General features: G+C 65.3%; 16 protein-coding genes. 6 read left to right on the top strand and 10 right to left on the bottom strand.

The genetic code is table 11. The features are described from left to right. Positions 1-121: 121 nt before the first annotated feature. Together GJG85_RS17315 and GJG85_RS17310 are read left to right on the top strand one after the other, a co-directional pair. A complete protein-coding gene (locus GJG85_RS17315) occupies positions 122-946 on the top strand; it encodes a toll/interleukin-1 receptor domain-containing protein (protein WP_160300483.1) in 825 nt (274 codons plus the stop codon). A gap of 121 nt (positions 947-1067) precedes the next feature. Continuing rightward, positions 1068-1883 carry a multidrug ABC transporter ATPase gene (locus GJG85_RS17310; protein ID WP_089489269.1) on the top strand — a complete coding sequence of 272 codons (816 nt, stop codon included), beginning with the start codon at positions 1068-1070 and terminating at the stop codon, positions 1881-1883. A gap of 27 nt (positions 1884-1910) precedes the next feature. On the opposite strand, the gene GJG85_RS17305 is transcribed toward GJG85_RS17310, so the two are convergent. Then, positions 1911-3062, bottom strand: coding sequence for an acyltransferase (locus GJG85_RS17305; protein WP_050010752.1), 1152 nt, complete (start codon positions 3060-3062; stop codon positions 1911-1913). A gap of 327 nt (positions 3063-3389) precedes the next feature. Here GJG85_RS17305 and pip point away from each other — a divergent pair, with 327 nt between their 5' ends. Continuing rightward, the gene (pip, locus tag GJG85_RS17300) at positions 3390-4322 is read left to right on the top strand and encodes a prolyl aminopeptidase (RefSeq protein ID WP_089489268.1); all 933 of its coding nucleotides are present in this window, start codon (positions 3390-3392) and stop codon (positions 4320-4322) included. Between the two features lie 61 nt (positions 4323-4383). Here the strand turns inward: pip and GJG85_RS35010 are convergent, their stop codons facing one another. From GJG85_RS35010 to GJG85_RS17255, 9 genes are all read right to left on the bottom strand, one after another. Then, positions 4384-4656: a hypothetical protein gene (locus GJG85_RS35010; RefSeq protein ID WP_050010750.1), complete on the bottom strand. Its 273-nt coding sequence runs from the start codon at positions 4654-4656 to the stop codon at positions 4384-4386. A 226-nt stretch (positions 4657-4882) separates the two neighbouring features. Further along, complete coding sequence (locus tag GJG85_RS17290; protein WP_089489266.1) at positions 4883-6226, bottom strand: virulence factor; 1344 nt, start codon at positions 6224-6226, stop codon at positions 4883-4885. A gap of 122 nt (positions 6227-6348) precedes the next feature. Continuing rightward, positions 6349-8520 carry a hypothetical protein gene (locus GJG85_RS17285; RefSeq protein WP_089489739.1) on the bottom strand — a complete coding sequence of 724 codons (2172 nt, stop codon included), beginning with the start codon at positions 8518-8520 and terminating at the stop codon, positions 6349-6351. A 455-nt stretch (positions 8521-8975) separates the two neighbouring features. Next, a complete protein-coding gene (locus GJG85_RS17280; RefSeq protein ID WP_204384226.1) occupies positions 8976-10025 on the bottom strand; it encodes a transglutaminase family protein in 1050 nt (349 codons plus the stop codon). Then, positions 10019-12625 (bottom strand): circularly permuted type 2 ATP-grasp protein, encoded by a 2607-nt coding sequence (locus tag GJG85_RS17275; RefSeq protein WP_204384465.1) that lies wholly within the window; start codon positions 12623-12625, stop codon positions 10019-10021. The genes GJG85_RS17280 and GJG85_RS17275 overlap by 7 nt, the downstream gene beginning before the upstream one ends. A 214-nt stretch (positions 12626-12839) precedes the next feature. After that, positions 12840-16253, bottom strand: coding sequence for a transglutaminase family protein (locus GJG85_RS17270; protein ID WP_204384225.1), 3414 nt, complete (start codon positions 16251-16253; stop codon positions 12840-12842). A 93-nt stretch (positions 16254-16346) separates the two neighbouring features. Beyond that, positions 16347-17354, bottom strand: a complete 1008-nt coding sequence (locus GJG85_RS17265) for a transglutaminase family protein (protein WP_050018029.1) — start codon at positions 17352-17354, stop codon at positions 16347-16349. Positions 17355-17362: 8 nt separating this feature from the next. Beyond that, positions 17363-18304, bottom strand: a complete 942-nt coding sequence (locus tag GJG85_RS17260) for an alpha-E domain-containing protein (RefSeq protein WP_050018028.1) — start codon at positions 18302-18304, stop codon at positions 17363-17365. A 64-nt stretch (positions 18305-18368) separates the two neighbouring features. Further along, on the bottom strand, positions 18369-19784 hold the full coding sequence (locus GJG85_RS17255) for a circularly permuted type 2 ATP-grasp protein (RefSeq protein ID WP_050018027.1): 1416 nt from the start codon (positions 19782-19784) through the stop codon (positions 18369-18371). Between the two features lie 583 nt (positions 19785-20367). On the opposite strand from GJG85_RS17255, the gene GJG85_RS17250 reads away from it, so the two are divergent. The 3 genes from GJG85_RS17250 (at position 20368) to GJG85_RS17240 (ending at position 23234) form a co-directional block, all read left to right on the top strand. Further along, positions 20368-21363 (top strand): LysR substrate-binding domain-containing protein, encoded by a 996-nt coding sequence (locus tag GJG85_RS17250; RefSeq protein WP_050018026.1) that lies wholly within the window; start codon positions 20368-20370, stop codon positions 21361-21363. Positions 21364-21997: 634 nt separating this feature from the next. Beyond that, positions 21998-22423: a hypothetical protein gene (locus GJG85_RS17245; protein WP_050018025.1), complete on the top strand. Its 426-nt coding sequence runs from the start codon at positions 21998-22000 to the stop codon at positions 22421-22423. 52 nt (positions 22424-22475) lie between these two features. After that, positions 22476-23234, top strand: a complete 759-nt coding sequence (locus GJG85_RS17240) for a hypothetical protein (protein ID WP_050018024.1) — start codon at positions 22476-22478, stop codon at positions 23232-23234. Positions 23235-23238 lie beyond the last annotated feature (4 nt).

The following is a 23238-nucleotide window of genomic DNA, read 5'->3' as shown; positions in this document are numbered from 1 at the left end:
AGCGTGACCCTACGGGATCGAGTCAGGAAACAGCCATCCGCTTTCCTATTTCTTGCTCGTTGTTAGAATGCAGCCAACCTCTGGTATTATCAACCTCAACCACGCACAAAAGCAAACCAATATGACCATCGACTATAGAGATTTTGTTTGGGAATGCGATTACGGCGAACACTCTTTCGTACTAAATCGCCTAAAAATTATTCTCTCCACACAAAACCCATACCAACTCGCCTATTGCTTTATTTATGCAAACAACAACCCATACAATCTAGAATTTTATATTGTTTTTGGATATGAAACCCCAGTTGACGGACAAATTGAGGAGATGAAGAAATCGATGGTGGCGTGCGGAGCCAGATATCGATCAGATCTCGTCAACGACGATCTATTCAGTGAACTTGCGAACAAACGCTTCCAATATGCAGCGACTGCCGGTCCAGACAGCATCGACTTCGTTACACCAAGTCTTTTTTGGTACAAAGATCGATCAGAGGTTGCATCCACCATTTCCATGAGGCCGCTAGGAAAGGCCCTACCTGTCTTTCTGAGTCACTCCTCACATAACAAGCCTTTTGTCGAGGACTTGATCCCGTATCTCAACGGAAAGGGTTTGCCCGTATGGTATGACAAGGTCAATATCCAATATGGGGAAACCATTGTAACCGCAATTCAATCTGGAATCGTTACCTCAGGCGCCGTTATATTTTTCATTACACCCGAATTCTTGGAGTCATCCTGGTGCAAGTTAGAAATGGAGGGATTCCTGAGTAGATTTGGTGGCGGGCATAATATCTTGATCTTGTGCGTCATCGCCAAAGATGTCAGCCACGACAAATTACCGATTTTTCTACAAATGAAGAAATATGTCCGCCTCAGCGAGTCTCTAAGTGTCGAGCACGTAGCCAACGAACTCATTCCCGCTCTTAAAGATCACCTGAAGCTGTAGCATGCCGGATAGTCTTGAACGCGATAACATGTGCTGTGCCGATCGGCATTACGTCGAAGTACACTTCCCATAATTCAAAGGGTGCACGGATCGATAAGCGCTTCAACGAAAATTTTCCATCGTGGTTACGAGATCTTTTTGTTTCGCCCTGCTGCTGGCGCTCACTGCCGCCCATGCCGCAGACAGCCAGTCCTGCAGCGACGAAACCGTCACAGCCATCGCCCGCTGGGCCGGCATCGCGAGCGCACGCATCGCCACGCGCGACGCGGACCGGCTCGTCGTCGCGTCGTCGTGCAAGGCCATGCCGAACGCGCCGCAAACGACGATCGCGGCCGTCGCGTTCGATTCGCTGCCCAAAAGCAAGAACCCGGACGAGAGCAAAAAGCTGCAGGTCGTCGCGCTCGTCGAGGGCGGCAAGGTCGTGGCGGCCGATCGGTCGGTGGTCGAAGAGGATGCGGCGACTGAGATCGGCGAGAACAGCTACCGCATCGACACGGCGCCCTACCGTTTGTCACCCGACGTGCGTGCGTTCGGCGTCGTGTTTACCAGCAGCGCGCGCGGGCCAAGTTGCGTGGACGCATACCCCGAGAACGACCTGACGCTGTGGATTCGCGACGGCGCCCGCCTCCGGCCGGTGTTCGGTACAAATCTCCATGGCTGGGTAGCCACCACGGGCACCGCTTGCGGCCCCGACACGAGCGACTTGCGTAGTGAATCTGCGCACATGACGATTGCTGTCGAGAAAACGTCTCACAACGGTTTCGCGGATCTATCGATTACGGCGCACGTCACCGATATGGAAAGCGACGACGACAATGGCTCGGCCACCGGGAAACGTACCATGCGCACGATCGTCAAATACGACGGCAAGTCGTATGGAATCGATATGTTCCGCGACTTCTGGTATTCACCCGCCTCGAAGAAGCGCTTCAAGTAAGGCCACGCGAATCACCACCCCGCCCACCTATTCCACCACCTTCGGCCCGATCGCATCGGTCGGCGCCGGCCTCCGCAACGCGTCGTCCCGCACGCGTCGCGCCTCGCGCGCCGAATAGCGATCCTTCAGCCGCAGGAACGGCTTTTCGACGAGGAAATAGCTGGCGGTCGCAGCAATCAGCGCCCATACGATGCCCAGCGGAAACCCATGCGGCACCGGCAGATCCGGATTCGCAAAAGGCTGCTGCCACAGATAAAGACTGAACGAGATCGTGCCGACGAACACCACCGGCCCGGCGCGCAACCACCGCGCGCACCAGAACTCGCTGCGGAAATTCAGCACGACGATCACGATCGCGATCAGCGCGGCTTCGAGCGTCACGCCGTACGTCGCATTCCAGAAGCCGCCGAGCCGGTGTTCGGCGAGCGGCATGCCGAGCAGCACGACGAACACGAGCGCCGTCACGATGCGCGCCTCGCCGCGCCACGAGCCGATCCACGCTTCGAGCCGTTCGCGGTTGAGCGACGCATAGCAGCCGATCAGGATCGGATCGATACCCGTATGCAGCATCATCCCGAGCTGGCCGCGCAGCGCGGGCGCGAGGAAATACGTGGTCGCACGGACCAGCGGCACGATCAGGATCAGCGCGGCCAGCCAGCGCGTGCCGGTGCGGCGGATGCCGAACACGAACAGCAGCGGCCAGAACCAGTAGAACTGCTCCTCGAGCGCGAGCGACCAGAAATGGCCGAGGTACCACGCGCCGTCCGGATGCAGCGCGTTGTCCCCGGTCAGCCCGAACCACGCCGAGTAATTCCACAGGTGCAGCGCCGCATAAAGCCACTGCCGGCGGTCGACATCGAACCCGCCGGCGAACGCGACGATCGCCACCGCCGCGAGATACACGTAGCAAGCCGGCCAGATCCGCAGCGCACGGCGCACGTAGAACGACGTCAGCGCGATGCCGCCCGTGCGCGCGAACTCGGCGCGCAGCACGTTGGTGATCAGGAAACCGCTCAGCACGAAGAAGATCAGCACGCCGAGCCGGCCGTCGGCGATCAGCCGCAACGGCGCGTACCAGCCGGTATAGCCGCCGGGTAGCACATGCTCGGCATGACCGACGACGACCATCGCGACCGCGACGGCGCGCAACCCGGTCAACTGCGTGACGCGATGGTTCATCGGCTGGTTTCCGTTGGCACGGTGAAGGAGCGGGAATGGGTCGGCGTCCGATCAGCCCGCCGACCTGTCGCCGGATTTTGTATGAAAAATATCGGAATGAAATTACTTCAAAAATCCGCGTGACTCACACCGCCGGCGACGCTGCTTCCCGGCGGGTCAACGTCCGGCGCGACGAATGGGCATAATGACAATCCTTGTCCGGCGGCGGCCGGTCCGATGCCCACGCAACGACTTTTGCGGCGCAGCAATCCACGCAGTCCCGTACCCCGCCCGCGCACCGGTCCGCGCCTCGTCCGCCTCCTGTCGACCCTCACCCGGAGTCTGCCTGTGTATCCACCGATCGAACCTTACGCCCACGGCCACCTCGACACCGGCGACGGCCATCGCATCTATTGGGAGCGCTGCGGCAACCCGGCCGGCAAGCCCGCCGTGTTCCTGCACGGCGGCCCCGGCGCCGGCTGCGGTCCCGACCATCGCCGCCTGTTCGATCCCGAGCGCTACGACATCCTGCTGTTCGATCAGCGCGGCTGCGGCCGCTCGACGCCGCACGCGAGCCTCGAGAACAACACGACGTGGGATCTGGTCGCCGATATCGAGCGCCTGCGCGAGATGGTCGGTGCCGATCAATGGCTCGTGTTCGGCGGCTCGTGGGGCAGCGCACTGGCGATCGCGTATGCGGAAACCCATCCGGAACGCGTGAGCGCGCTGATCGTGCGCGGCATCTTCACGATGCGTCGCGCGGAATTGCTGTGGTACTACCAGGACGGCGCGTCGTGGCTGTTCCCCGATCACTGGGAAGACTTCCTCGCGCCGATTCCGGAAGCCGAGCGCGGCGACCTGATGGCCGCCTACCATCGTCGGCTGACCGGCGACGACGAAGCCGCGAAACTCGAAGCCGCGCGCGCATGGAGCATCTGGGAGGGCCGCACGATCACGCTGCTGCCCGATTCCGCGCTCGCCGCGCACTTCGCGGACGGCCACTATGCGCTCGCGTTCGCGCGGATCGAAAACCACTACTTCGTGAACAAGGGCTTCGTCGAGGAAGGCCAGTTGCTGCGCGACGCGCATCGTCTCGCCGGCATCCCTGGCGTGATCGTGCAGGGCCGCTACGACATCGCGACGCCGGCGCGCACCGCGTGGGAGTTGTCGAAGGCGTGGCCGGACGCCACGTTCGAAATCGTGCCCGGCGCCGGGCACGCGTACAACGAGCCGGGGATTCTGGAGGCGCTGGTTGCGGCGACGGACCGGTTCGCCGCCTGAGCGACGTCACGCGACGCGGCGCGTGTTGCCGTGCCTGCCGGCACGCTCACGCGCCGCCCCATCACAACGCCGCTTCGACGATCGTCCGGCCGCTGATCGCCCGCTCGACGAGCTGTTCGTCGCCGACCTTGCGGATCGCGTCGTCGAGCAGCCCTTCCGGTTCTTCGGTCGCCACCTTCAGCAGGCCCGACAGTCCGCGCGCGTCGAGTACCACCAGCGTTTCCATCGAATCCGCACGGCTCACGAGCACGCGGCGGAATGCCGGACCCGCGCCGAAGCTCGCACAAAGCTCGATCTTCTCGTTGCCGAGCGTATAGTCGAAATTCTTGATCATGTCCGCCGCCGTTGCAGGGAAATGGCGACGCGCGACGGCGCGGCGCCGTGACGTCGACGCACCCGCGCGTGCCGCCGGCGCGCCGGACCGGGGTCCGAGCCGTCCGCCGGCATCACCATGCTAGGCGTGCAGAATTAACGAAGACTTAAAGCGTTGGCAGGGTCTCGCGCCCTGGTGGGACGCGCATCGGGGGTGCCAAACCGGCCGGTCGTCGCACAAGCGGAGCTCACCACGAATAGCCCTGCATGCCGTAATTCGTATCGTGTCGGCGTCCCCACCACGGCAGGTAGGCATTGTTGCCGCCGCGTGCGCGGAACCAGTCCTTGTCGGGATCGATCGGCGTGAGCTTCGACGGTGGCCGGACAACGACCGCGACGGGATGCTCGGGATCGGTCGTGCCGGCGACGAGTGCGTTGCCGCCGAAGTGGTTGATCCGGCCGATCGCAAGCGCGACGTCGGTCAATGCGCTGCCGGTTCCCATGTCGCCGAGTAGCGCGGCCGTGTTGAATGCCTGCTTCGAGTGGTCGTATTCGGGGAGGGTTTCGGTCAAGGTCCGGGAGAGCGAGGCAAGACGTGCCGACGATGCATCGCTGCCCTTGCCTGCGTCGTGAACGATGTAATGGAGATCCGGGACCGCGACGCCTGCGTTGCGTGACGCCTGGTCGATGGTCGCCTTCCACGCCTGCACGGCGCGGGTCGTGCCGACCTTCTGCGGAAAATCATGCGTATTGCCGGTTGCGGCCTTGCCGATCCAGGCGAGCGGTTCGCGCTCGGTTTTGAAGGCTGGGCCGGCGAGGAACAGCGCGACCAGATTCTCGTTGATCTGTGCATCCGTGGGCGGGAAGTTGGGTGCGTCCCAGTTCATCACCCAGACGCTCTTGTCGGGATTCGCCTGCAAGTAGTCCAATGCGTTGTTCAGCGATGTGAAGCCGGCGTTGGGGCCGCCTTGCGTGATTTGTACGTCGGGAGGCGTGTCGCGGCTCCACAAAGTCTTGGGTGACGGCGGGCCGATCTCGAAGAAGTTCATCATCCGATCGATCATGCGCGATCGGGCATAGGCCGCGTCGAGGCGAAGTGGAGTGGCAATTTCGACCCGGATACCAGCGAGTTCACGCCAATCGATTTGCTTCTCGGGCTTCACCGTGTAGAAATATTTTGCGTTGCTAATATAACGGGTGCGTATGAGCAGGATGAATTTATCAATGTACTTGGCATAGAATCCCTTGAATGTCTCCTCACCGCGATTACCGTACACCAGTGCGCCAATTGATTGAAGCGTCGCAAAGGATTTAGGATCGGTTCGAACCATGTCATCGCTTTTGTTCGGTGCGGCAAGCCCTTGCGTCCACAGCAATTGCCATTCTGTCGGGTAGTCCATGCGTTGCAACGGGTTCAACCAAATCAGGCCGACTACCTGCGCAACGAATGGCTTCGCCGGCTCTTCGACTGCGGGAACTGCGTTCGCTATCGGCTCAGGGGCGGGTGCGGAATGCACCGAACGGACCATGGCCGTCGTGAACAGAAACGCCACGAGTGCCATCAGACTCGGCACTACTACAAATCGCTTCATCCAATCTCCTATTTCGAATTGGGTCGAGTCGGGTTGCTCAACGTGCGCCATCAGTACGGCTGCGATCATCCACGCTGCGACCGCAACGGCGACACGTCGAGGCCATGTAGAAATCAGAATCTTCAAATCGCGCCCCCGACCTTGAGATAGACTTGTCCTTCGCGTTCGTCCACGATCGCGGAGGGAATCTTGCCTTCGCTTTTCTCGGCACGTACCCATTCATCGAGGGGCGTTCTATCGAGCGTTCCTGACGCAAAATAGTCGTAGTACTTCTTGTTCGGATTGCCATTGGGAATGCCGTCCCCCATCCGCCAATCCGCCTCGATCCGCAAGTCGTAGAGTTGATCCGGCGTCAGATAGGAAACCCCGATCGCCACATCGTACGCAAGCGCCTTTTCGGCGTGCTTCGGATTGGTCATCGTCGTGGAGTGATTCGTCGGGCTGTTGGTCGAGCCACGATCGAGCCAATCGACAATCTGCTTGTCGCGCCATTCCTTGTAGCCCTCCGGCATTTCGCTCTTGCCGTCCTCGCCGATCACGTGGCCATTACCATCGAGCCATTCCGTATTCAGCGTTCGCCGCGCCTCCATCCGCATCAGCGCGCGGTCCTCGTAACGCTGTCCGGCTTCGCTCTCTGCCGTCCCTTGCGCGACACTGTCCGCGTTCTTCGCCTCGTACTGATCGTAAGGATCGTCCGCACGCTTGTCTGCCTCGCTCTTGCTTGCGTCGCGCCATGCGGCCGGCGGATCGTTGCCTTCGTTGAAGTCGCTTGTCGCATTGCCGTCCTTCGTTTCGATGGGCTTGCCGAAACGCAACGCTTGCGGCGCGAACGGTTCGTCGAGCGCCGGCGCGTCCGCCACCACGGCCCAGCGCTCCGGCGGATCGGCGTTCACGCGGAACATATTCAATGCCGAGCTGAACCCGGTCACGACAAACATCAGCGGCGCGGTTGCAAGCGTAGCCGCCACGCCCCAGACACTTTCGTTCCCTTTGAGCGCACCGATGAGGTTGAACTTGGCAGGTGGCGAAGGCGGATACCAAAATCCCGACGTCGTTCCCTTTTTGCCATGCCGCCAGTCATCTTCCCAATACTGATAGCGCTCCTGCACGCCAACCTGGAAGCCGGAGGCAAAGACGCGCTGCGTCAGCACGTCGGGGACGCTGATATCGTTCAGCTCGTTCTCGTCGATGCCGCGCCAGCCGATGCCTTGAACCGTGACCGCCGAAATCACCTGGTCGTGTGGACAGCAATACGCGGTGACGCGACCATAAGTCGATTCGTTCAGGCCGTGGCGAGCCCGATCCTCTTGTGCCGCATAAGACCGCTTGCTGGTCGGTGATACCCGTTCGTTGGCCATGTCTTCATCGATCTTGCCGGCGGGCAGTTCGTAGGTTTTGCGCGTGCCGATGATCGACAGAAACTTGCCGAACGTTTTCGTGCGCGCGGCGTAGGTCTGCCGTCCGCGACGACCGCTGCCGTCCCTGGTCGCGCGTTGCGACCAGGTATCCATGAACGTATCGGATGGATTCGGGCCGTCTGCGCGCGCAAGGCTGTACGGCGCATTCGCCAGTACGTAGGCATCCGCCACGCAATGCCCGCTACGTCCCCACGGATCTTCGACATCGGGCAGTGCATCGCCGAAGAACGCCGCCGTCAGGCCCACGATGTTGCCCTGGCTATGGCATACGACGGTAATCGGCACGTCGGCCTGCATGCGGCGAATCGACTCGATCAGCCTCGCAAGGCGCAACGCCGCGAGCACGCCATATGCGCGGGGCGGCGCGCGATACAGCGGCCGGTTGGTCGGGTTGATCCCCTGGACGGTCAGCCACCCGGCCGCGCGGTCGTCGAGGCCGCCGTGCCAGAGATCGGGCAGGCTCGCGCAGCCGTTCGTGAACGGACCGCCGCCCCAATAGTCCTTCTCGTTCAGGAAAATCTTGTCGCCGTACTCTTTCAGCTCTGCGGCGGTTGCCCGATAGCCCCATCGGAAATGAATGACGGGCGAGAACGACGGATCAGGCTTGACGTAGTTGTCCGCAAGCAGCTTCGGATTCACAAACCCATCCGGCGTCACGCTTTCCGTGTACTTCGCCGGCACCAATTGCCCGGCGTCGATGCCGTGATACATCAATTGATCGTCCAGCCGGCCGAGCCGGCGATTCAGGCCATCGCACAGCCCCTGCTCGGCGGCTTCGAACCATTCGCCTTCGGAGTTCACGCCATGGACGAAGATGACGATACCGGGCAACGGCATTTGCTTGATGCAGATCAGCCGAGTGTCTTTCGTCCACATCGACACCCCGTCGCCTCGGCCGACGACAATCGGTGGAGGCTTGCGTGGCGTTCCGGTGCTGTCCGACTCGGTGGCATCGATCGACCGTGCGACGGGTTCATCCATCGCCGATCGATGATCCGGATAAAGCTGCGTCACCCTGGCTCCTGCGCGCGATTTGGTGTTTTGCTGCCGTTCCGCCGCCAGCCGTTCAGGCTGACGCGACGTGAACGCAGATCCGGATCATCGGAAATCCGGGCACCAGCGCACAAGTGCAGTTTTCTCTTTTCCTACAGAATTGAACTCGTCCGACTCAATCGAACAGAATGACACGTGACTTTCCGGTCATGTCTCACGGTCGAGTACGAAGTGTCTTCCGAGCCGCGCGCATGGACCGTCCGGTTCGCAGCCGTCACGAACGTACGCGTCTGCAGACACGCGATCAACAAACGACCGCTCCGATCGGCGAACCCGCGTCAATCGGCATCGAGCGGCTCGACCGTCACGCCGACCTTCAGCTCCTGATCCGCGCCGCCGCCGCGGATCACGCCGCGCAGCGGCGTCACGTCGGCATAATCGCGGCCGACCGACAGCATCACGTAGTCGTCGCCGGGCGCACGATCGTTGGTGGGATCGAGTTGCAGCCATCCGTTGTCCTCGGGCCACGCGGGGTCGTAAACCTCGACCCACGCATGCGAAGCGTCGGCGCCGATCAGCCGCGGCTGGCCCGGCGGCGGCTGCGTGAGCAGGTAGCCGCTGACGTAACGCGCGGCCAGCCCGAGCGAGCGCAGCGCGCCGATCATCACGTGCGCGAAATCCTGGCACACGCCCTTGCGCAACCGCAGCGCGTCGAGCGCCGACGTCGTGATGTCGGTGCTGTTCGGCGTGTACGCGAAATCGGCATGCACGCGCCGCATCAGGTCCCATGCCGCCTGCACGAGCGGCCGTTGCGACGTGAAGCTCGCGGCCGCGTATGCGGCGAGTTCCGGGTCGCACGCCACGTGCGGCGACGCGAACACGAATTCGCTCGCCGGGTCGTAAGGCTGCCCCGCGCGAAACCGCAGGCGGTCGCGCACGGCCTCCCATGCGGTGGCATGCGCGGCGTCCGGGTTCGCGATCGCAGGCGGCGGCGCGCCGCGCGCGCCGAGCGACCACACGGGCGGCGTCACGCGCACGGTGCTGCGGCTGCGCACCAGCAACGTGTCGTGCGGCAGGTTCAGCGCGAACGACGCACGTGCATTGCCGAACGCGTCGACTTCGGTACAAACCGATTCCGGTGCGGGTTCGATGTCGAGCGAGAACGACAGCACCTGCTGGCGCGGCGTCGCGAGCGGTTGCAGGCGTGCCTGGTGCTGCGCGGATTCGACGCGCGCCGCATAACGGTATTCGGTGTCGTGCGTGACACGCAGCAACCGGCCCGGTGCGACGGCGGCCGGCGCACCCGTCGCGGCCGGAGCCGAGGGCGGCGCCTGCCGTGCGTTGCCGGAACCAGCCGGGGTTTTCGGTGCGCCTTTCGTCGTCACCATAGCGTCCTGCCCGCCTCGCGCACGTGGCTGAAATAGCGCTCGCCGATCCGGTTCGACAGCTCCCAGACGGCCTTTACCGTCGTGTCGAGCGCGGCGAGCAGCTTGTCGTGTCGGCCGTCTTCGGCGGTCTCGCACAGCTCGTGCAGCGACCACGCGGGGATGTCCGGAACCGTCTCGGCCAGTTCCGACAGCGCATAGCCTTCGCCGCGTTCGACCTTCGTCAGCCGGCCGCACAGCGCCTGCACGACCCAGCCGAGCGAGCGCGGGTTGTCGGTATCGAGCACGACGAGCGACAGCAGCGGCGCGACGTCGAAGCCGCGCTGGAAGCGCGAGCGGAACGTGATCGTGCTGTCGAACAGTTCGAGCACGAGCTCGAAGCCGTCCTGCCGATGCACGGCACCTTCGTCGAACGCGAACTTCAGTACGCTGCACAGGAAGTCGAGCCGGTCGATCTGCCGGCCGATCGACAGCAATCGCCAGCCGTCGTCGCGCGTCATGTTGTCGGTCTGCGCACCGGTGATCGCGCCGAGCAGCAGGCCGAGGCGCTCGAGCAACTGCAGCGCGTCGTTGCCGACCTGCTCCTCCGCTTCCTGCTGTCCTGCGCTGTCGGCGAACAGTTGGGTCGCGTCGTCGATCAGCCGCCACTGATCGCTCGACAGCCGTTCGCGGATCGCGGCAGCCGCGCCGCGCATGCCGAACAGGCACGACGCGATCCCCGACGTGCGGTCGGCGCCGCGCGTCAGCGACGTCGCCAGCTCATGCTGGAACGCGCGCGGCGCATCGACGGCGTGCGGCGCATCGGCCGCGATCAGCCCGGTGTCCCGGCACAACGTGTCGATCAGTTCCAGATGCGCGGGACTGTCGACGTCGTCTTCGCCGCGCAGCCGTTCGAGCGCGGCGCGCGCGAGGCGCATCAGGTTGGTCGCGCGCTCGGTGTAGCGGCCGAGCCAGAACAGGTTCTCGGCCGCGCGGCTCGCGATCGCGCGCGGCCGCTCGACGAGGTCGTCGGGACCGAGATGCGTCTGCAGCAGCGTCGTCGAATCGACGATGCCCTCGGTCATCACCCACGTGTCGACGGTGCTGCCGCCGCGCGGCATCGGCGCGTTGAACAGCGCGTCGCGCGTGCCGACCCGCGACAGCCCGCCCGGCAGAAGCCGCCAGCGCTGCGCGCCGTCGGCGAGCGCGAACACGCGCAGCAGCAGCGGCTTCGGCACGATGCGCGCGCTGTCGTTGCCGTCGGGCGCGTCGGGCCGCGGCCAGGTCGGCGCCTGCGACAGCGGCAGGTCGGCCTGCACCGTGTAGTGTTCGGGCTGCGCGAGAATCCGCGCGCGCCATTCCGCCAGTTGCGCCTGCGTGAGCCGCGCGCCGATCACCGGTTCGAATGCACCGCCTTCCTGCACGTCGGGTGGATAGGATGCCTTCACGATGCCGCGCGCGAGCTGCGGCAGCGCGTCGTCGCACGCGGCCGCCTCGCCGCACCACCACGAATGCACGGCCGGCAGCGTCAGCGTTTCGCCGAGCAGCGCTTCCGCGAGACGCGGCATGAAGCCGAGCATCGCCGGCGACTCGAGGAAGCCCGAGCCCGGCGCGTTCGCGAGCAGCACGTTGCCCGCGCGCACGGCCTGCAACAGCCCCGGCACGCCGAGCATCGAATCGGGCCGCAGTTCGAGCGGATCGAGCCACGCATCGTCGACGCGCCGCAGGATGCCGTGCACCGGTTCGAGCCCGCTCAGCGTCTTCAGGAACACGCGGTTGTCGCGCGCGGTCAGGTCGCCGCCTTCGACGAGCGTGAGGCCGAGATAGCGCGCGAGATACGCATGCTCGAAATAGGTCGCGCTGTGCGGCCCCGGCGTCAGCAGCACGATCCGCGAACTCTTCGCGGCAGGGCTGAGCGACTGCATGCTCTGCAGCAGCGCGCGGTACGCGGACGCAAGCCGCTGCACGCGCAGCCCGCGAAACCCGCGCGGAAAGAGCCGCGACACGATCAGCCGGTTCTCGAGCAGGTAGCCGAGCCCGGCCGGGCCCTGCGTGTGCTGCGCGACGATCCGCCATTGGCCGTCCGGGCCGCGCGCGAGATCGAACGCGACGACGTGCAGCCACGTATCGCCCGGCACGCGCGCGCCGCGCATCGCACGCAGATACCCGGGGTGGCCGGTCACGAGCGCGGGCGGCAGCAGCCCGCGCTGCAGGATCGTCTGCGGCCCGTACAGGTCGGCCAGCGTCGCATTGAGCAGCCGCACGCGCTGCAGCACGCCACGCTCGATCCCGACCCAGTCCTCGGGCGTGACGATCAGCGGCAGCAGGTCGAGCGACCACGGGCCGACCGCGCCGTCGCCGGCGCGCTGCTCGTGCAACTGGTAGAACAGGCCGTTCTCGCGCATGCGCCGGTGCAGCGCGTCGGCGCGGCGGTCGAGGTCGGCCACGCCGTCGCTGCCGATCGACGTGAAGAAGCTGCGCCACGCGGGCGCCAGCGCAGGCGCGTGCAGGCCGGCCGCGCTGCCGCGCAGTTCGTCGTAGCGGCCGGCGGCGGCCGGCGCCGCGAGCGCGGCGGCCAGTTCGGCGGCGTCCGGCTGCGCGCCGGTATCGAAAAGCGTGGGCATCGCGTCGAGGGCGGCGAGATGGTCGAGGTCAATGGGCGGCACGATGTCGTTCCGTCGTCAGGGTGCGGCCGCGCATGCGCGCCGCCATTCAGGCGGCAAGCCGCAGTGCGGAACCGCATTCTGCCCGCATCCTAGCATTCCGGCGGGGCCGCGACCGGCCGATGCGCCGGGCGGTCGCGAACCGCGCATCGTCGTCCGCCCTGTCATCGATCGATCACGGCCGCCGCAAGTCGAGCGTGAACGGGAATTCGCGGCTCGGCGCGGCAGCCGCGACCTCCATCCGCCCCGGCGTGTGCCCGATCTCGACGAAGCGTGCGAGCCGGCGGCTCTCCGCTTCGTACGCATTGATCGGGAACGTCGCGTAGTTGCGGCCGCCCGGATGCGCGACGTGATACCGGCAGCCGCCGAGCGAGCGTTGCAGCCACGTATCGACGATGTCGAACGTGAGCGGCGCGTGCACGCCGATGGTCGGATGCAGCGCCGACGGCGGCGACCACGCCTTGTAGCGCACGCCCGCGACGTATTCGCCGACGGTGCCGGTCGGCTGCAGCGGCAGCGCGCGGCCGTTGACGGTCACGACGTGCCGGTTGTCGTTCAGCCCCGTCACACGCACTTCGAGCCGTTCGACCGACGAATCGACGTAGCGCACCGTGCCGCCGGGCGCGCCTTCCTCGCCCATCACGTGCCACGGTTCCAGCGCCCCGCGCAGCGACAGTTCCATCCCGTTCACCGCGATCTGCCCGAACAGCGGAAACCGGAATTCGAAGTGCGGGGCGAACCACGCCGGATCGAACGCGAAACCGGCGTCGCGCAGCTCGGCCAGCACGTCGTCGAAATCCATCTGAAGAAATTCCGGCAGCATGAACCGGTCGTGCAGCGCGGTGCCCCAGCGCGTGAGCGGCGTCGTGTACGGCGCGGCCCAGAAGCGCGCGACCAGCGCGCGCAGCAGCAGTTGCTGCACGATGCTCATCCGCGCATGCGGCGGCATCTCGAACGCGCGCAGTTCGAGCAGGCCGAGCCGGCCGGTGGACGAATCGGGCGAATACAGCTTGTCGATGCAGAACTCGCTGCGGTGCGTGTTGCCCGTCACGTCGATCAGCAGGTTGCGCAGCACGCGGTCGACGAGCCACGGCGGCATGTCCTGCCCGAACAGCAGCTTGTTGCGCTGGATCTCCGCGAACGCGATGTCGAGCTCGTAAAGCTGGTCGTTGCGCGCCTCGTCGACACGCGGCGCCTGGCTCGTCGGCCCGATGAACAGCCCCGAGAACAGGTACGACAGCGACGGATGGTTGTGCCAGTACGCGATCAGGCTCGCGAGCAGATCGGGGCGGCGCAGGAACGGGCTGTCGGCCGGCGTCGCGCCGCCGAGCACGAAGTGGTTGCCGCCGCCCGTGCCGACGTGCCGCCCGTCGACCATGAACTTCTCGCTGCACAGCCGCGATTGCCACGCGGCGTCGTACAGGAATTCGGTGTGGTCGACGAGCTCGTCGAAGCTCGCGGCCGGATGGATGTTCACCTCGATCACGCCGGGATCCGGTGTCACCTGCAGCAGCTTCAGCCGTGCGTCGCGCGGCGGCGGATAGCCTTCGAGCACGAGCTTCACGCCGAGTGCGTGGGCGGTCAGCTCGATCGCGCCGAGCAGGTCGAGATAATCCTCGAGCGCGGCGAGCGGCGGCATGAACAGGTACAGGATGCCGTTGCGCACTTCGACGCACAGCGCGGTGCGCGTGATCCACGCGGCCGATTCGAAGCGCTCGGGCCGGCGATGCGGATCCGCGGCGTCCGGTCGGCCGCTCGCGGCCGTGCCGTCGTCGCGCCACTGCATCACGGTCTGCGCGGACGCTTCGCGATGCACGCCGGCCAGATAGCGCGGCGCGTCGGCCGGGCCCGCGTAACGGGCGCGAATGGCGGCGGCGTCCGGCAGCACGTCGCGCGGCGCGAACGGATCGCGCTCGACAAGGTACGGATAGTCGGCGCGCGCCGCCCACGGCAGCGAATCGAGCGGCAGCCGATAGCCCATCGGCGAATCGCCCGGCACGAGATACATCCGCTCGTCGCGGAAGAACCACGGGCCCGTCTGCCAGCGCGGCCCGGCGAGGCCCGGCGCGTCGTCCGTGCGCTTGACCGGCAGCACGTAGCCGACCACGCTGTCGAGCTGCTGCTCGAAAACCTTGCGCAGCCGCGCGCGTTCGAGCTCGTCGTCGAGGCGCGCATCGAACGGATCGACGTTGACGGGCAGCCGGCGCTCGCGCCACAAGTAATACCAGACGTCCTCGTAGCCAGGCTGGATGAATTCGCCGCTCAGGCTCAGCCGCGCGGCGAGTGCATCGATGAAGCGCTTCGCGTCGTCAGTGGTGTACGACGACGGTTCGCGCTCGTCGGCGAACAGCGACGGATCGTGCCACACGGGCTGACCGTCTGCGCGCCAGAAGATCGACAGCGCCCAGCGCGGCAGTTGCTCGCCCGGGTACCACTTGCCCTGCCCGAAATGCAGGAAGCCGCCGTCGCCGTATTCGGCGCGCAGCCGCTGCACGAGTTCGGTCGCATAGCCGCGCTTGGTCGGGCCGAGCGCGTCGGTGTTCCACTCGGCGCCGTCGCGATCGTCGATCGACACGAAGGTCGGCTCGCCGCCCTGCGTGAGCCGCACGTCGCCGGCGGCCAGCGCGCCGTCGACCTGCGTGCCGAGCGCGAGCACGGCCACCCACTGCGATTCGGTGTACGGCTTCGTCACGCGCGGCGATTCGTACACGCGCGTCACGCTCATCTCGTGCTCGAACGACACCTCGCACTCGTCGATCAGCCCTTCGACCGGCGCGGCGCTCGTCGGCTGCGGCGTGCACGCAAGCGGAATATGCCCTTCCCCGGCGAGCAGGCCCGACGTCGGATCGAAGCCGATCCAGCCGGCGCCCGGCAGATAGACCTCGCACCATGCATGCAGGTCGGTGAAATCGACCGACGTGCCGCTCGGGCCGTCGAGCGATTTCACGTCGGGGGTCAGCTGGATCAGGTAGCCGGACACGAAGCGCGCGGCGATGCCGAGATGGCGGCACAGCTGCACGAGCAGCCACGCGCTGTCGCGGCACGAGCCCGACGCGAGTTCGAGCGTCTGCACGGGCGTCTGCACGCCCGGCTCCATCCGCACCAGATAACCGATGTCGCGCTGAAGCTGCTGGTTCAGCGCGACGAGGAAGTTCACGGTGCCGGCCGGCGTGCGGTCGACGCCGTCGAGATACGCGCGAAACAGCGGCGCGGCGCTCGTCTGCGGGTCGCACGCGAGATACGGCGCGAGTTCGGTCTTCAGCGCGTCGTCATAGCTGAACGGGTATTGCTCCGCGCTCGCTTCGAGAAAGAAGTCGAACGGGTTGTACACCGACATCTCGGCGACGAGATCGATCGTGATCTCGAAGTGCTCGGTGCGCTCCGGAAACACGAGCCGCGCGAGATAGTTCGAGAACGGATCCTGCTGCCAGTTGATGAAGTGCTGCGCGGGCTCGACCGTCATCGAATACGCGAGGATCGGGGTCCGGCAATGCGGCGCGGGCCGCAGTCGCACGACCTGCGGGCCGAGGTTGACGAGCCGGTCGTAGCGATAGCGGGTGGTGTGATGCAGCGCGACGTGGATGGACATGGGAGCTCGAGTCGGGTTGGGCCGGCCGCGCACGCCGCGTCGTTTGCGACGCGGCGGCCCGGCATGGCGGATGCGGCGAAGGCGCGCCGCGGGTCAGACGAGTTCCGGCGTCTGCACGACGCTGATCTCGACGCCGACGGCCGTCGCGCCGAGCCCCGTCACCGGCTGCGCGTCGCGATGGTCGAGGCCGACCGCGATGCGCACGTAGCGTTCGTCCGGGCAACGGTTCATGAACGGGTCGAAACCGACCCAGCCGAGCCCTTCGACATAGGCCTCCGCCCACGCATGGCCGGCCGGCTGCTGCATCAGCGCCGTGGCTTGCGGCTGCGCGCCGAGCGCCGCGTGCGGCTGCCCCTGGGATTGCGACTGCGATTGCCCTTGCGATTGCGATTGCGCGGCATGCGATGCGCCGAGCACCTGCTGCATCCCGTCGCCGCTCTGCAGCGCGAGCGCTTCCTCGTCCTCGACGTCGGTCCCATTCTGCTTCGCATCGGCGATGCGCTGCATCGCGCTGTCGGCCAGCACGTAGCCCGAGATGTAGCGCGCAGGGATCTTCAGCACGCGGGCGGCCGCGATGAACGCGTGCGCATGGTCGCGGCTCGTGCCCTCGCCGCTTTGCAGCGCGGTTTCCGCATCGACGGGCGCGTCGGCGGCCAGGTTCGGCGCGTACGCGATGCGGCCGTGCACTTCCGTCATCAGCCAGTGCAAAGCGTCGAGGCCGTGCGGCTCGATCGGCAGCGCGTCGGTCAGCGCGCGCACGGTGTCGCCGGCCTTCGTGAGCGCTGTTTCGCGCTCGAAGATCCACGGCGGCGCATAGCCTTCAGGATTCCCGATAATGCCCGAGCGGTCCTGCGTCTCGACGACGCCGGCCGCCACGACGACGATCTCGGCCTTCGCGCCGCGATCGTGGCGCACGAGGTCGATCCGGTTGCCGAGCCCGTCGGCGTAAGACAGCGTCGGCTCGACGCCGTCGATCGTGACCTGCCACGCGCGCACCGTCTGCCCGGGGCCCGACTGCGGGCGCAGCCGCAACCGTTGCAGCGCGTGGGTGGCCTGATCGTCGAACTGATAACGCGAAATGTGTCGGATGGCGAGTCGCATGGCAAGTCTCAGTCGAAGTTGTAAGCCTGGGCGATTTCGAGCCCGAGGCTGTTGTTACGGCCGATGAAGTCGGTCAGGAACTCGTGCAGGCCGCTCTTGAAGATTCGCTCGACCGACGTATCGGACAGCATTTGCAGGATCTTCGTGGCCGTGTCGTGACATGGGTGTGTCACGCCGTAATCCTTCGCGAGCAGGTTCAGGCTCGATACGACGCGCCCGTAGCAATAGCGCAGCGAACGCGGCATGCGGCCGTTCAGGATCAGGTAGTCGGCAATGTTCAGCGGCTTGTACTGCACGTCGTACACCCAGCGGTACGAGCGATGCGCGGCCACGCAGCGCAGGATCGTCTCCCATTGGTAGTTGTCGAGGATCGTGCCGACGTGCGATACCGACGGCAGCAGCAGGTGGTATTTCACGTCGATGATCCGCGCGGTGTTGTCCGCGCGTTCGATGAATGCGCCGATCTGCGCGAAATCGAAGATCTCGTTGCGCAGCATCGTGCTGTAGAAGCTGCCGAGAATCAGTGCGGTTTCGCGTTTCACCTGGTCGAGCACGGCCGGCAGCTCGCTTTCCGGCACCGGCTGCGCGAACGCGCGGCGCAGCGCGAGCCACGCGCCGTTCACGCTTTCCCACGCCTCGCGCGTGAGCGCCGTGCGTACCATCCGCGCATTCGAGCGCGCGGCCTCGATGCACGACAGCACGCTCGACGGGTTGTCGCGGTCGCGCAGCAGGTAGTCGGTCACGGTATCGGCCGCATACGCGTCGTATTTCTCCCGATAGCCGTCGTCCGCGCCCGAGCTGACGAGCACCGACGACCATTCGGCCGGCGCGTCGGCCGTGCGCGTGAGCGCCATCCGCAGCCCGGCATCGACGATGCGCGCAATATTCTCCGCGCGCTCGATATAGCGGTACATCCAGTAGAGACCGCTTGCAGTACGTCCCAGAAGCATCTCGTGTCCACTCCGTCTTCGTTCGGTTCGCGCGCCGACTCCGGCGCGCGCGGTCGTGCCCGGCTCAGTCGGCCAGCACCCAGGTGTCCTTGGTGCCGCCGCCCTGGCTCGAGTTGACGACCAGCGATCCTTCCTGCAGCGCGACGCGCGTGAGCCCGCCGGGCGTGATGCGGATCCGGTCCGACACCAGCACAAACGGTCGCAGGTCGACGTGGCGCGGCGCGAGGCCGGCGTCGGTCAGGATCGGCGTCGTGGACAGTGCGAGCGTCGGTTGCGCGATGTAGTTCGCGGGACGCGCGCGCAGCTTCGCGGAAAATGCCTCGAGTTCGGCCTTCGACGCGCACGGCCCGACCAGCATCCCGTAGCCGCCCGAGCCGTGCACCTCCTTCACGACCAGTTCGTCGAGATGCGCGAGCACGTACTTCAGGCTGTCGGCCTCGCCGCAGCGCCAGGTCGGCACGTTCTCCAGCAGCGCCTTGCGGCCCGTGTAGAACTCGACGATTTCCGGCATGTACGAGTAGATCGCCTTGTCGTCGGCGATGCCGGTGCCGGGCGCATTCGCGATCGTGATGTTGCCCGCGCGGTACACGTCCATGATGCCGGCCACGCCGAGCACCGAGTCGGGGCGGAACGTGAGCGGATCGAGGAACGCGTCGTCGACGCGGCGGTACAGCACGTCGATCGGCTGGAAACCTTCGGTCGTGCGCATCGCGACGCGGCCGTCGATCACCTGCAGGTCGCTGCCCTCGACGAGGTGCACGCCCATCTGGTCGGCGAGGAACGAATGCTCGTAGTACGCGGAATTGTGGATGCCGGGCGTGAGCACCGCGATGGTCGGGTTGTCGGCGTTGCCGCCCGGCGGGCACACGGCCGCGAGCGACTGGCGCAACATCTGCGGATAGGTTTCGACCGGGCGCACCTTCACCTGCTGGAACAGCTCGGGGAAAAGCTGCATCATCGTTTCGCGATTTTCCAGCATGTACGACACGCCGGACGGCGTGCGCGCGTTGTCTTCCAGCACGTAGAACGCGTTCTCGCCGGTGCGCACGATGTCGACGCCGATGATGTGCGTGTAAACGTTGCCGGGCGGCCGGAAGTCGATCATCTCCGGGATGAACGCCTCGTTGTGCGCGATCAGGTGCTTCGGCACGATGCCCGCGCGCACGATTTCCTGGCGGTGGTAGATGTCGTCGAGGAACGCGTTCAGCGCCATCACGCGCTGCTCGATGCCGAGCGACAGCCGGCTCCATTCCGAACCCGAGATGATGCGCGGGACGATATCGAACGGAATCAGCCGCTCGGCGGCTTCCGCGTCGCCGTAGACGGCGAACGTGATGCCTGTCTTGCGGAACACGCCTTCCGCGTCGTGGGCCTTCTGGGCGAGGCTCGCAGGATCCTGCGTGTCGAGCCATTGTTTCAGGCGCGCGTAAGGCGCCCTCACCATGTCGCCGGATTGCAGCATTTCATCGAATGGCTTCATCGATCTTCTCTCCATCGATCGTTTTCCCCGGCATTGCGCATGCCGGACCGGCGTACTGATTGCTTTGCAAGGAACGTGCCTTGCTCGATCCCTTCGATATCCCCCTGTTTTGCGCCGTGCAGGCACGCCTGCGCGGCATTGCGCACCATAACGGTGCAACGTCGGGCGCGACGGGCGCTGGCGGTGCGCCGCGAGCGCACACGGCCGATGCTGCGCCGCGTCCGACGAACATAGTTCCCCCGCGTGTCACGAATGTGCAATCTGCACTGCACCAAAAACGGCGAGCCGGGCCCCCGGAACGACCGTGAACGGGGCGGGCCGGCACGCACACGGCGCTGCCGGCCCTGGGGAAGTGCCGTCCGGGCGGCCGGGACAGTCCAACGCGGTGAACTGTCCGGTTAACCGGTCCGGCCCCTCAACGCTATGCAGCCGTAATCCCGCCGACAACGCCCATGCATATTTCGACTGACACCGATCGAAAAAAAACATCGGCCCGACCGGCGCGATGCGCGGTACGCTAGAACGTTGGTGCAGCAGACGGCGCCGCCTTTCAGGCGCCCGACTATAAAAAGCGAAGATCGAAATGGAAGCAAAGTGGCTGGAAGATTTCCTGAGCCTGGCGGATACCAAGAGCTTTTCCCGGGCCGCGCGTCACCGGCACCTGACGCAGTCGGCATTCAGCAGACGAATCGCCGCGCTTGAAACCTGGATGGACGCGAAGCTGGTCGACCGGAGCATCAACCCGGTCGCGCTGACGCCGGCCGGCCAGATGTTCCGTGGGCTCGCCGCGGACATCCTGCGCAGCATGTATGCGGCGCGCAATCTCGTGAACGGCTACGACCAGTTCGCGGCGAGCGACCAGGTCGTGCGCTTCGCCGTCGCGCACACGCTCGTGTTCACGCTGTTTCCCGAATGGCTCAAGCAGCTCAATAGCGAGGTCGGCCACGTCACGGCCCGCGTCAATGCGGTGAACGTGCCGGAGGGCGTGCAGCAACTGGTCGAAGGCGAATGCGACCTGCTGCTCGGCTATCACCACCCGCAGTTGCCGATCGTGCTCGATCCGAACCACTTCCCGTTCGTCAGCCTCGGCGTCGAGCGGATCCTGCCGGTGTCGTCGCCCGATGCGCGCGGCAAGCCGGTGTTCCAGCTGCCCGGCACGCCCGACGCGCCGCTGCCGCTGCTCGCGTATTCGTCGGGCGCGTTTCTCGGCAACATCGTCGAGATGCTGCTGCTGAACGCGACCGAGCCGTACGTGCTGCACCGGTGTTTCGAGACGCACATGTCCGAGGCGCTGAAAGGCATGGTCGTGGCCGGGCACGGCATCGGCTGGCTCCCGGAAAGCTGTGTCGCGAAGGAGCTCGTGGACGGCACGCTCGTGTGCGCGGGCGCCGGCGACTGGATCACCGAACTCGAAATCCGCCTGTATCGATCGGCGCGCAAGCGCGGGCTCGCGGCCGAACAGCTGTGGGCCTACATCATGAACCGGCCGCGCACGGCGCTCGACGGCGCGATCGGCACCGAAGAGGCGGCCGCGCCGGCGATGCGCAGCGCGCGGCGAAGCGCGGGCGGCAGCCGCTGATCGCGCATTCGCGCCGTGAGCATCCACGGCGCGAATGCGCGTGGTTTCAATAGCAATCGATAATCCCGTCCGACGCCATAAAATCCCTTGCAGACCTGTAATCGATCTGCGGAAAAGCGCAAACGTTTGCGAATTCACATCGTATTTTTTACTGTTTTCGGTATTAAGTAAGAATATTCAGCGAGATTTTCCAGACAGAAATACCTTGTTACACAAGTTTCCATTTACCTGTAACTGCCGGGATGATCAAAAACGTCGCACCCTCATTTCACAATCCGCGACCTGTACTCGGACCTTCATCGATTCGCCTTGAATACAGGTGCAATAGTTTCTTTTATCAGTCGTTATTTTTCGGCACGAAAGTCGATACCTCCGACGTGATTCAAAGCGTGCTCGATCATCGCTACCGACGAGCAATTTCCATGTTCGGAATTCTCGACTTTATTCAGAATTAAGAAATCCTCACCAATCCGTCCTTATCCTGTTTAGATAGGATCTTTCCCTTCGTCCCATTCGGGCCACACGCAGTTGTTGGTTCAAAAACCATCGTGTATCAATAGCGTGTCGCAAAAAGAACGTTGGCAAATTCGACTCGGCGTCGATGCGCGTCATCGCGTCTGGACGGGAGATTGCAATGTCACCCTCGCTTCGACAACATGCTCGCCCTTTCCTGAGCGCCGTGCTTTCCACGCTCTGCATGAACGTCATGGCCCAAACACCGGCGGCTTCGTCGCCGGCGTCCGGGCCGGGGGCGAACCGGTACGTGATTTCGTATATCTGCGGTGACGCGCGGATCGACGGTACCGCGCCGCTTCCGCCTGACGGACGCCCGTACAACCTGGGCGTGTCTTTCCTGTCGGAGAGCACCGGACAGCCGCTCTCCAACGTGCAAGTGCGCCTGCGCCGGCATGGGCGCGTGCTCGTCGAATTCAATGCATCGGGATCGCGCTGCCTGTTCAGCGTGCCGGATGCGAGCTACCGGGTCGAAGGAACCTATCAGGGAGCAACCCAGTTCGCGATCGTCGAGACGGGCACGCTCACGACGCAGTTGCGATGGTGAGCGTCGCGCCGATCGCGTCATTCGTCGAACGTATCGAATCAAGGAGCCTTGAATGCCTCGTGCAGAACGACCGGACGACTCGCCCGCCCGTGAGCCGAAACCCTCGTGGGGTCCGGGAAAGAATGCGGCGCTCAGCGTCGCCGCATTTGCCGCGATCTTCGGTGCCTTCGCGTATGTCGAGCGAGACGCAAGGATCGGCCATGCGAGCGTGACGCACGATATCGCCGGCGTGATCGAAAACGCCGCCGGCAAGTACCGCGAGTTCATCGTGGCGGCAACGGGCGGCGCGTCCGGCACCGCGGCGCCCGCGGGCTCGACGGCGACGGTCGCGCAGGCCGGGCCGATTCCGCCGTCTGCCTCGGCGACGCCGGCCATGTCGGCCGCAGCCGAACCGCCCGTACCGCCGCAAACGACGGCCCGTTCCGACGTGAAACCCATGCGCCCCGCGCATGTGCCGGCGACGAAGCTCGCGGCCGAGCCGCACGCCGCGTCGGCCGCCAGGCGCACGGCGCGCGCCGGCGACGCGCACCGGACATCCCGTTCACAGGCGCTGGCGCGCACGAGAAAACACCCCGACCCCGTGCCGAAACAGCAACCGCAATCGTATCTCGCCGGCACGTCGCACATGGAAGCGACCAGCGTCACACACGAAGAGCTGGAAGGCGCCCGCGCGCTGGCCAAGGCGCGCTGGTGCGCACAGATCGACGAATGGAGCTGTGTGGAGCAAAACGCGAGCCGTGCACTCGCCATCGATCCGAAGAACAGCGAATCGCGCGCGCTGCTTGGACAAGCGATCCGCAACCGCTTGTGAGCGG

The organism is Burkholderia sp. MS389, assembly GCF_016899425.1.
GTDB classification, from domain to species: Bacteria; Pseudomonadota; Gammaproteobacteria; order Burkholderiales; family Burkholderiaceae; genus Burkholderia; species Burkholderia sola.
The sequence above is the reverse complement of the archived record's forward strand: the minus strand, read 5'-3'. Positions and strand labels throughout refer to the sequence as shown.